Raw genomic sequence first — 12,246 nt, 5'->3', positions numbered from 1 at the left:
CCGTAGCGCACTTGCCTGCTGTTCTTGGGGCGGGCGAAAGCCGAAGTCAACGCCGCACCCTGCCGTCGAATTGCCGGACCTCGCCTTCGCCGCCTGACAGGATCCGCTGCGGGTTGCGGCTGAGATCCGTCACCGCCTCTTCGATGCGGGTGATCGAACGGCGGCTGTCCTGGACCAGCGCTTCGACATTCTGCAGGCCCTGACCTGAGAATCGCGCCAGATTGTCGGTGATGGTGCCGAGGCGGGCGTTCAGCGTGTCGGCGACCTGCTTGAACGATCTCAGCGTATTCCTGGCATCGGCTATCATCCCGTCGGCCTGGCCCGAGCCGAGCAATGTATCAACTTTGGCGAGGATGCCGTCGACGCGCACCGAAGCGTCGTTGAGGCGCTCCGCGAGCTGCTGCGCGTCCTTGATCGTCTGGTCGATATCGTCGGCCCGGTTGGCGAATTTGTTGGTCACCTTGGCGATGTCGGCGGCAGCCTCGTTGGCGTTTTCGCTGGCCTTCTGAATGTTGGCCAGCGCGGTGCGAACCTGTGCCGGATCAATGCCGTCGAGAACGCCGTCGACCTTGGCCAGCGTGCCTTGCGTTCTTTGGGCGAAATCGTTGATCGATCCCACCGCGGTGTCGACATTCCTGACGACCCTGTCGAACTGCTTCGAGGTTTCCTTCAGATTCGTGGTCACCGTATCGACATTGGCGACGATGCTCTTGATCTGGTCCTTGTCGACGGCGTTGAGCAGCCCTTCCGCCGCCTTCAACGTGCCGTCGAGCTTGCCTGAGACCCCTCTCAACTCGTCCGACAGCGAACTAACGCTCGCGAGGAATTTGTCGATGCCGTCGGAATTCTTGGCCAGCGCATCGGAGAAGGTCTGCACGTTGTTGACCGTCTGCGTCAGCGGCCCGCGAACGTCCTTGGTAAAGCCTTCGAGCTGGGTGAGAACCGTATCGGCGCGGGTGAAGATGTTCTGCGCCGTCTGCAACAGGTTGGTGACCGCCGACGGATTGGCGACGATCTCGGCGACCTTGCCCTCCGCTTCCGCCTGGTCGAGAAGCTTCGCTTCCTTGGGGTCGGCGCCCTTGAGTTCGATATTGGCCTGGCCGGTGAGGCCGGCAAGGCCGATATCGGCCTGAGTCGATTTGGTGATCGGCGTCATGCGGTCTATTTCGGTGTCGGCGATGGCGGCGGTCGGATTGTCGACGTCGATATAGACGCGCCTGACATCCCCAACCCTGACGCCGTTGAACAGCACGAAACTGCCGCGACCGAGGCCGGAAGCCGATCCCGGAATGCGCACCCGCAGCATCGCCGTCTCACCCCTGTCGCCAATCGCGGCCGTCCAATAGACGAACGCGAATGCCGCCAGGATCGCGGCTAGCGTGAAAATGCCGACAATGACGTAGTTGGCTCTGGTTTCCATTTACCCACTTATGGCTATGCGCGCGCCGCAAGATCAAGTTGCCGCGCACGTTTTCCGCGAAAATAGGATTTCACCCAGGGTTCCTCGCTTCTGAGCATGTCGTCGATCGTGCCTTCGACCAGCACTTTCTTGTTGCCGAGCACGGCCACCCGGTCGCAAGCGGTGAACAGCGTGTCGAGATCGTGCGTGACCATGTACACGGTCAGATCCATGGTATCGCGCAGCTTGACGACCAGTTCGTCGAACTCAGCCGCGCTGATCGGGTCGAGGCCGGATGTCGGTTCGTCCAGGAACACGATGTCGGGGTCGAGCGCCAGCGCGCGCGCCAGCGCCGCACGCTTGATCATGCCGCCGGAAAGCTCGGACGGGAATTTCTGTGCCGCATCCGGCGGCAACCCGACCAGTTCGACCTTGAGCATCGCCAGCTCGTCCATCAGCTTTCTGGGCAGATCGAGATATTCGCGCATCGGCACCTGCACGTTCTCAAGAACTGTGAGCGCCGAAAACAGCGCGCCGTGCTGAAAGAGGACGCCAAGGCGCATGTCGATGCGAAGACGCTCCCTCTCGCTCGCCTTTTCGACATCGACGCCGAACAGCTTGATCGTTCCCGACTGTTTGTGCACCAGGCCAAGGATGGTGCGCAGGAGAACCGACTTGCCGGCGCCGGAGGCGCCGACAAAGCCGAGGATCTCGCCGCGCCTGATATCGAGCGACAATCTGTCGAGAATGACCTTGTCGCCGAAGGATACGGTGATGTCGTGCGCGGAAAGCACGATCTCATCTTCGCTGGCCCCTTCCGCAACCCCAGTCGCCTTTGTGCTGCCTTGCGTCGCCATGTCAGAACTCGATCGCCGCGTAGAACATGGCGAAAAGCCCATCGAGGATGATGACCACGAAGATCGACTTCACCACCGAAGCGGTCACGTGCTGTCCCAGCGATTCGGCGCTGCCGCCAACCTTCATGCCTTCGACCGACGCGATCGTGCCGATGATCATGGCCATGAACGGCGCCTTGATCAGCCCGGCAAAGATGGTGCTGAGATCGATAGCGACGCGCAACCGGTCGATGAACGCGGCCGGTGCGATGTCGGAATAGAGCCACGCCGCCGCAATGCCGCCGCCAAGTGCGGCGAAATTGGCGATGATCGTCAGGCAAGGCAGCGCGATCACCAGCGCGACCAGCCGCGGAAACACCAGCACCCCGATCGGATTGAGCCCGATGACCTTCAGCGCGTCGACCTCCTCGCGCATTTTCATCGAGCCGATTTCAGCCGTGATGGCGCTGCCCGAACGGCCGGCGATCATGATCGCGGTCATCAGCACGCCGAGTTCGCGCAGGATCAGCACGCCGACCAGATCGACGACGAAGATATCGGCGCCGAAATAGCTGAGCTGGTAGGCGCCTTGCTGGGCGACGATCGCGCCGACGATGGCCGACATCAGCACGACCACCGGGATGGCGCCGACGCCCATGCGATCGATCTGGTTGAAGATCGCCGCAGGATTGACCGCATGGCCGCGGCCGAGCTTCATCTGCGAGCCGCGTATAGTGGCGCCCAATATGTTCATCGAGGACAGGAAATCGTCGCGCATTTCATAGACGCGCCGGCCAACCGCCTCGAGCGCGCGAATGATGATGTTGGGCGGCTTTGCGCTGCCGGAATCGGGCTCGCGCCGAACTGCGTCGCCAACGGCGCCGAGCAGGATCGAGGCGATCTCGCTTTGCCCTTCCAGCCTGATCTCGACGCCTTTCTTTTCGAACGCGCTGACCAGGCGGTCGATCAGCCAGGCCCCGGCGGTATCCATCTTCTCGATATGCGAAAGGTCGAGCGCTAGCGTCTGGAAACCGCTGCGCTTCTCGATCTTGCGCATCTCGGCGTCGACCAGCGTCACGGTGCGCGTCGTCCAGTTTCCGGAGAAGGCGCAGCCCAGAACGCCGCCCTCCTCACCGACCGCGACGCGCGGCTGATGGTCGGCCTCCCTGGCGGTCTTGCCGCTTGCGAAGCGTTTGCGGATGGTCAACATGGCGTCCTGTTTAGCCTGACGGGCCAATCTGTTTAACCTGACGGAACCCACCTGTCGATTTGCCGACAAGCTCGTTGTCGCACAGCCGGAGCAGAAAAATATGGCGCGTGTCATTTCGGTCGAGTCCGAGCGCTTTCCCATCGCCGGAACCTTCACCATTTCGCGCGGCTCGAAGACCGAGGCCGAGGTGATCGCTTGCACTATCAGCCAAGCCGAGCATAGCGGGCGGGGCGAATGCGTCCCCTACAGGCGCTACGGCGAGACCATGGACGGTGTTCGCGATGCAATCGAGGCGATGCGAGAGCAGATTGAAGACGGCATTAGCCGGGCCGCGCTGCTCGACGCCATGCCGGCAGGTGCGGCGCGCAACGCCATCGACTGCGCGCTGTGGGACCTGGAGGCGAAGATCACAGGCAAGCCGGTCGCCTCCAGCATCTGCGCGGCTCCGCCGAGGGCGATCGAGACGGCCTACACGCTGTCGCTCGGCGAGCCCGAAGCGATGGCGGCGCAGGCCCGCGCCAATGCCGCGCGGCCGCTGCTCAAGGTCAAGATCGGCGGCGACAACGATATAGCCCGTATCCGCGCAGTAAGAGAGGCAGCACCGGCGAGCCGCATCATACTGGACGCCAATGAGGGCTGGACGGACGACAATGTCATTGCAAACCTGGCCTTTGCCGCCGAGCACGGCATCGCGCTGATCGAACAGCCGCTGCCTGCGGGCCGTGACGGCATCCTTCGCCACATCGCGCATCCGGTGCCGATCTGCGCCGATGAAAGCGTGCATGAGGCAGAGGGCCTTGCCTCGCTTGTCGGCCTGTACGATGCCGTCAACATCAAGCTCGACAAGTCTGGCGGCCTGACCGCAGCCCTCGTCCTTCGCGACCGCGCCCGTGAACTGGGTTTTGGCGTCATGGTCGGCTGCATGGTCGGCACGTCGCTTGCCATGGCGCCGGCCGTGCTGTTGGCGCAGGATGCCGATTTCGTCGATCTCGACGGTCCGCTGCTGCTTGCCCGCGACCGTGTTCCCGGTCTCGTCTACCAAGGTTCGCTGGTGTCACCGCCCGATACGGCGCTGTGGGGCTGAACGCGCTGCAAATCCGATCAGCGCCAAGCCGATCAGAGCGATCGGGATCATGGCAAAAAACCCATCCACGCCGAAGCGGTCATAGAGAGGGCCGGACATGAGCGTCACCACGGCCGTGAAAAAGCCGTTGGAGAAATAGGCGATGCCTTGAGCGGCCCCGGTGCGTTCCTCCGCGACCGTCTCGCCGATCATTTTTTGCAAGCCGATCAGGACCAGCGCCACGGAAACCGCGTGCAGCGTCTGGACTGCGAAAAATCCGGCAACCCCAAGGCCGAGCGGCCAGACCAAGGGGAAGGCAATCCAGCGCACGATCGCGCCTATTCCGGCCATCACCATGATCGACACGACCGAGAAGGAGCCGAAAACCCGGGTGAAGATCATGAACATGCCGATCTCGGCCACCACACCCCAACCCCAAAGCAGCCCGACAACCTGATCGCCGATGCCGATCGATTTCCAGTAGATCGACACGAAGCCGTAGAGAAATGCGTGGCTGGCCGTGATGGCGCCGACGCCGATGGAGAAATACAGGAAATAGGCGTTGAGGAGTTTTGGTGCCGATTGCTGAATGTCGGTCGCCGAAAGCGGCGAAGCACGGCGGGGGCGGCCGAGCCGCGGCGCGATCAGTCCGACGACAAGTGCAGCGCCAAACGCCACGAAAATGATCATCGGAACAGCCTGGGCGCCGGTCCGCGACAGGATGAAACCGCCCGCAAGATTTGCGCACAGATAGGAGATCGATCCCCATTTGCGCATGCTTGCGTAGTTGGAGCCGAAGCGGCGCACCCCCGACAGCGCCAGCGAATCGGCGATCGGCGAATGCGGCGTCCAGACGACAGCGAGCGCCAGCGAGACGGCGAGCACGATGGCGTAGGTCGGCGTCAGGAAATAACCCGCGGACAGCGCCAGCGATGCGGCCATCAGCGCGACATAGACGTGGGCGCGGTCGCTCGCCCTGTCTGCCAGTGCCGTCAGCAATGGCGTCGTCACCACACGCAGGAACATTGGTGCTGCGAGAATGACCGCTATCTGCTCGGCATCAAAACCTTCCGCCTGCAGCCACAGCGGGAAATATGGCAAATGCGTCCCCAGCGGCACGAAAAGCGTGAAGAAAATCAGGCCCATGCGCAGTTCGAAATGACGCGGCTTGACGAGCTGTTCAGGTGAAAGCGGCGGCAGGGAGGACATCAGCGGGCAATCCGTCGGCGCTCCGTTGGGCTGAGTCGGCCTGCAGCGCACGCAATCTCATAACATGCTGAAAAAGTCGGCGGAACCGCGTGGACTAATCGATTAGAGGGAGTTGAGGTCGGGTTGGTCAGGCCGCCTGGACCGCCCTGCCCTTGATGTCGATCGGCACCAGCAGCTCGCTGCCGACCGGCGCCTCCGGCAGGACGTGCGCCCAGTGCAGGATCTCCATCTGGCCGTCGAAATGTTCGACCACCGCGGTGCAGCTCTCCACCCAGTCGCCGGTGTTGATATACTGCACATCCTCGTAGTTTTCGATCGCGGCGTGGTGGATGTGACCGCAGATCACGCCGTCGACATGCGAACGGCGCGCTTCCTCGGTCAGCATGGTCTGGAACGATCCGATGAAATTCACCGCCTTTTTGACGTTGACCTTGGCCCAGGACGAAAACGACCAGTAAGGCAGGCCAAGCAGTTGGCGAAGCCGCGTCACCACGCGGTTGACGAGCATGGCCCCGTCATAGGCGTAGTCGCCGAGATAGGCGAGCCAGCGCGCATTGTGGACGACGGTATCGAACTGGTCGCCATGGATGACAAGAAAACGTTTGCCGTCGGCGGTCTCGTGGGTGGCGCGATCGGCGACGACGATGCCGCCGAAATGCACGCCCTGGAACTGTCGCGCGAACTCGTCGTGATTGCCGGCGATGTAGGTGATGCTGGCGCCCTTGCGTGCCTTGCGCAGCAATTTCTGGACGACGTCATTGTGGCTCTGTGGCCAGTGCCAGCTCCGTCTCAGCCGCCAGCCGTCGACGATATCGCCGACGAGATAGATGATATCGGCGTCGTGATGGCGCAGGAAATCGATCAGGAACTCGGCCTTAGCAGCCTTCGATCCGAGATGGACGTCGGAGATGAACATGCTGCGGAAAGTGCGGGGCTCTGCGCCAGGCATGGGATTCTCACCGTTGCTTTCGCGTTGGCTATGCCCCGATTCATGCAACAACCGTATGACGGTTGCGATTGGTCCAGCCAAAGGGCTAGTTTGCCGCGCAAATCAGAGGAGAAATCGCCATGGATCTCGGTATACGCGGAAAAAAGGCCATCGTCTGTGCTTCGGGTAAGGGCCTTGGGCGGGGCTGCGCCATGGCGCTGGCCGAGGCCGGCTGTGATCTGGTCGTTAATGGGCGCAACGCCGACCAACTGGCAAAGACCGCCGCCGAACTGCGCGAAAGATTTGGCGTCAAGGTGACCGAGATCGTCGGCGACGTGTCGAAGCGCGAGGTGCAGAAGGCGCTGCTTGCCGCCTGCCCCGATCCCGATATCCTCGTCAACAACAATGGCGGACCGCCGTTTCGCGATTTCCGCGAGCTCGACCGCGAAAAGATTCTCGAAGGCGTCACCCAGAACATGGTGACCCCGGTCGAACTGGTTCAGGCTGTGATCGACGGCATGGCCGAGCGCGGCTTCGGCCGCATCGTCAACATCACCTCGCTGTCGGTCTATGTTCCCATTCCGGGCCTCGATCTGTCGTCCGGCGCACGCGCCGGCCTGACGTCGTTCCTTGCCGGCGTGGCGCGGACGGTGATCGACCGCAATGTGACGATCAACAACATGCTGCCGGGCAAGATCGACACCGACCGGCTGCGCCCCCCGCACGAAGCCGGCACTCCCGAAGATCCGGCTGCCGCCGCCGCGCGCAAGACCGAGGCAGCAGCCAACGTTCCGGCCAAGCGGCTCGGCACGCCAGAGGAATTCGGCCAGATCTGCGCCTTCCTGTGCTCGGTCCATGCCGGCTACCTGACCGGGCAGAACATACCGGTCGACGGCGGCGCCTATGTCAGCGCGTTCTGATCGCGCGGCGCGGGGAGCGGCCAGTATGACACTGTTGGTGCGGCTGCTGCGCCCGCAGGACACATAAACGACCCTTCATGGTTCATCCCTCCGGGCGACCGAGAAACCGCTTCACAGCGTCGAGGAACACACCGCGCCCTGCGGCCTCGCGGTCGAGATGGACGAAGTGGGTGGCTTCCGGGATGTCCAGACGTTCCGCTTTTGGTGCTTCGTCTACGATTGTCTTCGCATCCTCCGGCCGGCTCCAGAAATCCCGTCCGGAGCGGATGATGAGCACTGGCATGGTGAGTGCCGCGGCAGACCATTGCCGGCGATCGAATGCCAGTTCGAAGCTGTCGGCCATGGCGCCGCTCGGTGACCGGAAACTCGGCGGCTGGCGCGTCGACGCCGTCTCGTCGGAGGCGAGTGCCGCATCACCATAGGCTGCCGTCACCGCGGGATCGCGCCACTGAGCCTTGTCCGCGACCGGGATGCTGTCGTCCCAGGCGTTGAATAGGGTCGCACGTGTATTCAGCCGATAACCGCCGAACGATTGGATACTAAACGTCCCAGGCCGGTCGGGATTTTCAAGCGGCGAGCCGGTACCAGGGTGGGATGCCGGTCTGAGCCTCCATACAGGGTGTTGTAGAGGACGAGCCGATCAACCGTCTGCGGAAACCGGCTGGCATAGGCGCCGGCCCAATGCCCGCCGGTGGCCCAGCCGACGAGGCTGACCCTTGAAACGTCGCTCCATTTGGCGATGGCGTCGACCGTTGCGGAAATATCCGCCACGACGTCTTCGGTGCGGATCAGAGGAGCGGACTGGTCGGGCGGCCTGTTCATGGCCGCAGGGCGGCTCGATGCGCCGTAGCCGCGAATATCCAGGACATAGACAAGATGCCCGTCAGCCGCGAGGTCGGCGGCAAGCGATCCGCCCGCAACGGGCAGATCGAAGGACGCAACGCCGGGCACGCGTGCGCCATGGATGAGGAGGACGGCGGAGTTGGCTTCGGACGCTGCGCCAGGACGGCGCACCTCCCGGACGAAGAGGCGCTCGCCCGTCCGAAGTTCGACGAACCTGTCGACCCGGACGAGATCCGGCTCTCCTGCCGATGCTGGAGCGGCGGCCATCATGGCTGCTGTGAGCACGAGGGGGAGGACGGTAAAGTGGGACATCATGATATCTCCGGTCGCAATTGCGTTCCGGAAAGACTGTCAGCTATTCGATATCCTATCGATGACGTGTTCAATGATTTTTGATATCGTCAAGATATGGAACTTCGGCATTTGCGACATTTCCTCGCTGTTGCGGAGGAATTGCATATGGGGCGTGCAGCCCTGCGGCTGGCCATGGCGCAGCCTCCGCTTAGTCAATCGATCGGGCGTCTGGAGAAGGAACTCGGCGTCAAGCTGTTCGAGCGAGCCAACCGCCGCCTAACCCTGACGCGCGCAGGCTCGGCCTTCGTAGACGAGGCTCGGGCATCCGTGCGGCACGCCGATTCGGCGCTTCACATCGCCCGCGCAGCGCATGACGGCGAAGCTGGCGAGATCAGGGTCGGCTTCGTTTCGGCGGCTCTCTACGAGCATCTGCCGCATCTCCTGTCTCGGCTTCGCGAGAAATATCCGGACATCCGTCCAAAGCTCATCGAGGCGTCCACCAATGAGCAGATTGCGGCGTTGTCGCGCAGTGAGATCGACGTCGGTTTCGTGCATCCACCGCTCGGGTCCGACGAACGTCTCGACATCCATGACTATCCTGCTGAATATCTTATCGCCGTTCTGCCTGATGACCGGCAGACACAAGGGGTGACGCTGGCGGACATCGCCCGCCATGGGCTCATCATGTTTCCGGCTGCACAAGGCCCGGCGCTCCATGCCCGCATCATGGACACCTTCACCAAGGCTGGCCTCGACGTTCGGATCGTCCAGGAGGCGACGCGGGCACTAACCATGCTCTCGCTCGTGTCCGCCGGTTTGGGCGCTGCCCTGCTTCCACGATCGACACAGCGCCTTTTGTTTCGGGGCGTCCGCTATGCACCGATCACCGGCGTATCGCTGCCCGCGTGGCCACTTGCCGTGATCGCGAAACGGCGACCACGGCCGAGCATTGTCGATAGCGTCTGGAAACTGCTTGAGGGCCATCGAGACGTGAGTTGATCGCCCGCGATCGGAACCACCCGGCCGCGCGAGGCGCTCGATGACAGCCGCGCCGGCCGCGACAAAGCAGGTGAGAATTTCATTGCAACAATCTGACATAGATGAGTTTTTGATGATTCTTCCGCCTAATTGGCGGTTGCGTCATTTGGCATCGTGAAAAACCAACGCTGCATGCTAAAAGGGCGTCAAGGCAGGATCGCAGGGAGGCCCGTATGGAAGGCGAAAGCAAAAAAGCAGCCCGGTCGGACCTCGACGAAGCCGCCCTCTATTTTCACAAGCATCCACGGCCTGGAAAGCTTGAAATCCAGGCAACCAAGCCGCTCGGCAACCAGCGCGACCTGGCGCTTGCCTATTCGCCGGGCGTCGCGGCGCCCTGTCTGGAAATCCGCGACAATCCAGCAACCGCCGCCGACTACACGGCGCGGGCTAATCTGGTTGGCGTCGTTTCCAACGGTTCGGCGGTGCTCGGTCTCGGCAATATCGGTCCGCTCGCCTCCAAGCCGGTGATGGAAGGCAAGGCGGTGCTGTTCAAGAAGTTCGCCGGCATCGACGTCTTCGACATCGAGATCGACGCGCCTGACATCGAGCGTATGGTCGAGACGATCTCGGCGCTGGAGCCGACCTTCGGCGGCATCAACCTCGAGGACATAAAGGCGCCCGAATGCTTCGAGGTCGAGGAACGGCTGAAGGCCCGCATGGCCATACCGGTCTTCCATGACGACCAGCACGGCACCGCGATCATCGTCGCCGCCGCCGTGCTCAATGGGCTGGAATTTGCCGGCAAGACGATCTCCGACATCAAGATCGTCACCTCCGGCGCCGGGGCAGCTGCCCTTGCCTGCCTCAACTTGCTGGTTTTGCTCGGCGCGCGCGTCGAAAACATCTGGGTCACCGACCGTTTCGGCGTCGCTTACAAGGGCCGCGTCGACGAGATGGACCGCTGGAAAGACCCCTACGTGAAAGATACCGAGGCGCGCACGCTAGCCGATGTGCTGCCGGGCGCCGACGTATTCCTCGGTCTTTCGGCCGCCGGCGTGCTGAAACCGGAATTGCTCCAGCATATGGCGCCAAAACCGTTGATTCTGGCGCTGGCCAATCCCAATCCCGAGATCATGCCGGAAGTGGCACGAGCTGCACGACCCGATGCGATGATCTGCACCGGCCGCTCCGATTTCCCCAATCAAGTCAACAACGTACTCTGCTTTCCTTATATATTCCGTGGCGCGCTGGACTGCGGCGCCAGCGCCATCAACGAAGAGATGAAGATGGCCGCGGTGCGGGCGATCGCAGCCCTTGCCCGCGAAGAGCCGTCCGATGTCGCCGCCCGCGCCTATTCCGGCGAAACGCCGATCTTCGGGCCCGATTTCCTGATCCCCTCGCCCTTCGATCCGCGGCTGATCCTGCGCATCGCTCCGGCGGTGGCCAAGGCCGCCTGCGACACCGGCGTCGCCACACGGCCGATCACCGACATGACGGTCTATATCGACACGCTGAATCGCTTCGTCTTCCGCTCCGGCCTGGTCATGAAGCCGGTGTTCACGATGGCCAAGACGTCGAACGCCAAGCGCGTCATCTATGCCGACGGCGAGGACGAGCGCGTGCTGCGAGCCGCGCAAGTGGTGCTGGAAGAAGGCATCGCCGAGCCAATCCTGATCGGCCGCCCGCATGTCATCGAGGTCAGGCTGAAACGCTACGGGCTGCGCATCAAGCCGGGCGTCGACTTCGGCCTGATCAATCCCGAGGACGATCCGCGTTATCGCCACTATGTCGACCTTTTGATCGAGCTCGCCGGCCGGCGCGGCGTGACGACGGAAGCCGCGCGCACCATGGTGCGCACCGACAACACGGTGATCGCAGCACTTGCCCTCAAGCGTGGCGACGCCGACGCCATGGTCTGCGGCCTGGAAGGACGTTTCGAGCGGCATCTGCGCAATGTCACCCTGATCATTGGCCCGCGCGCCGGTATCAGGGATCACGACCTGTCGACGCTTTCCATGCTGATCTCGCAGCGCGGCATCATTTTCCTCACCGACACCCATGTCACCGTCGATCCGACGGCCGAGGAAATCGCCGAGATGACGGTGCTGGCGGCGGAAGAAATCCAGCGCTTCGGCATCGAGCCCAAGGCCGCCCTGCTGTCGCATTCGGATTTCGGCTCGCGCGATTCGCCGAGCGCGCTCAAGATGCGGCAGGCAGCGGCGATCCTGGCGCGCATCGCGCCCGACCTGCAATGCGACGGCGAGATGCATGCCGATTCGGCTCTGTCGGAGGAGCTGCGCCAGCGCGTCTATCCGCATTCGCGGCTGAAGGGCGAAGCCAATCTGCTGGTGTTCCCCAATCTCGATTCGGCGAACATCACGCTTACCGCGCTGCGCACGATGATGGACGCGCTGCATGTCGGGCCGATCCTGCTCGGTACCGACAGACCGGCGCATATATTGACACCGTCGGTGACGTCGCGCGGCGTCGTCAATATGACGGCACTCGCCGTGGTCGAAGCCGCCCACAAGGCGCAGGCGGTCGTAAATCTGGGCTAAAGCGGGCT

11 protein-coding genes are annotated in these 12,246 nt (G+C 62.8%); 4 read left to right on the top strand and 7 right to left on the bottom strand.

The window, feature by feature from the left end; all coding sequences use genetic code 11:
- Positions 1 to 46: 46 nt before the first annotated feature.
- From EJ075_RS26900 to EJ075_RS26890, 3 genes are read right to left on the bottom strand one after another with little or no spacing between them, the layout of a single operon-like run.
- Positions 47 to 1,420 carry an MlaD family protein gene (locus EJ075_RS26900; RefSeq protein ID WP_126106417.1) on the bottom strand — a complete coding sequence of 458 codons (1,374 nt, stop codon included), beginning with the start codon at positions 1,418 to 1,420 and terminating at the stop codon, positions 47 to 49.
- Positions 1,421 to 1,434: 14 nt separating this feature from the next.
- Complete coding sequence (locus tag EJ075_RS26895; RefSeq protein ID WP_126106416.1) at positions 1,435 to 2,256, bottom strand: ABC transporter ATP-binding protein; 822 nt, start codon at positions 2,254 to 2,256, stop codon at positions 1,435 to 1,437.
- A 1-nt stretch (position 2,257) separates the two neighbouring features.
- Positions 2,258 to 3,445, bottom strand: coding sequence for an ABC transporter permease (locus EJ075_RS26890; RefSeq protein WP_126106415.1), 1,188 nt, complete (start codon positions 3,443 to 3,445; stop codon positions 2,258 to 2,260).
- Positions 3,446 to 3,545: 100 nt separating this feature from the next.
- Here EJ075_RS26890 and dgcA point away from each other — a divergent pair, with 100 nt between their 5' ends.
- On the top strand, positions 3,546 to 4,529 hold the full coding sequence (gene dgcA / locus EJ075_RS26885; protein ID WP_126106414.1) for an N-acetyl-D-Glu racemase DgcA: 984 nt from the start codon (positions 3,546 to 3,548) through the stop codon (positions 4,527 to 4,529).
- On the opposite strand, the gene EJ075_RS26880 is transcribed toward dgcA, so the two are convergent.
- Together EJ075_RS26880 and EJ075_RS26875 are read right to left on the bottom strand one after the other, a co-directional pair.
- On the bottom strand, positions 4,500 to 5,717 hold the full coding sequence (locus EJ075_RS26880) for an MFS transporter (protein WP_126106413.1): 1,218 nt from the start codon (positions 5,715 to 5,717) through the stop codon (positions 4,500 to 4,502). The two genes, dgcA and EJ075_RS26880, sit on opposite strands and share 30 nt — an antisense overlap.
- A gap of 127 nt (positions 5,718 to 5,844) precedes the next feature.
- A complete protein-coding gene (locus EJ075_RS26875) occupies positions 5,845 to 6,666 on the bottom strand; it encodes a UDP-2,3-diacylglucosamine diphosphatase (RefSeq protein ID WP_126106412.1) in 822 nt (273 codons plus the stop codon).
- Positions 6,667 to 6,785: 119 nt separating this feature from the next.
- Between EJ075_RS26875 and EJ075_RS26870 the strand changes: the two genes are divergently transcribed.
- Positions 6,786 to 7,565 (top strand): SDR family oxidoreductase, encoded by a 780-nt coding sequence (locus tag EJ075_RS26870; protein ID WP_095485345.1) that lies wholly within the window; start codon positions 6,786 to 6,788, stop codon positions 7,563 to 7,565.
- A gap of 82 nt (positions 7,566 to 7,647) precedes the next feature.
- Here EJ075_RS26870 and EJ075_RS33865 read toward each other — a convergent pair whose 3' ends face one another.
- Both EJ075_RS33865 and EJ075_RS33860 read right to left on the bottom strand, forming a co-directional pair.
- Positions 7,648 to 7,998: an alpha/beta hydrolase gene (locus tag EJ075_RS33865; protein WP_245458025.1), complete on the bottom strand. Its 351-nt coding sequence runs from the start codon at positions 7,996 to 7,998 to the stop codon at positions 7,648 to 7,650.
- Between the two features lie 77 nt (positions 7,999 to 8,075).
- Positions 8,076 to 8,723, bottom strand: coding sequence for an alpha/beta fold hydrolase (locus EJ075_RS33860; RefSeq protein ID WP_245458024.1), 648 nt, complete (start codon positions 8,721 to 8,723; stop codon positions 8,076 to 8,078).
- 144 nt (positions 8,724 to 8,867) lie between these two features.
- On the opposite strand from EJ075_RS33860, the gene EJ075_RS26860 reads away from it, so the two are divergent.
- Positions 8,868 to 9,701 (top strand): LysR family transcriptional regulator, encoded by an 834-nt coding sequence (locus EJ075_RS26860; RefSeq protein WP_245458023.1) that lies wholly within the window; start codon positions 8,868 to 8,870, stop codon positions 9,699 to 9,701.
- Between the two features lie 212 nt (positions 9,702 to 9,913).
- The gene (locus EJ075_RS26855) at positions 9,914 to 12,238 is read left to right on the top strand and encodes an NADP-dependent malic enzyme (RefSeq protein ID WP_126106410.1); all 2,325 of its coding nucleotides are present in this window, start codon (positions 9,914 to 9,916) and stop codon (positions 12,236 to 12,238) included.
- Positions 12,239 to 12,246: the final 8 nt, after the last annotated feature.

Source organism: Mesorhizobium sp. M6A.T.Cr.TU.016.01.1.1, assembly GCF_003952585.1.
Classification (GTDB): Bacteria; Pseudomonadota; Alphaproteobacteria; order Rhizobiales; family Rhizobiaceae; genus Mesorhizobium; species Mesorhizobium mediterraneum.
This window is presented reverse-complemented; position numbering and strand designations above follow the sequence as displayed.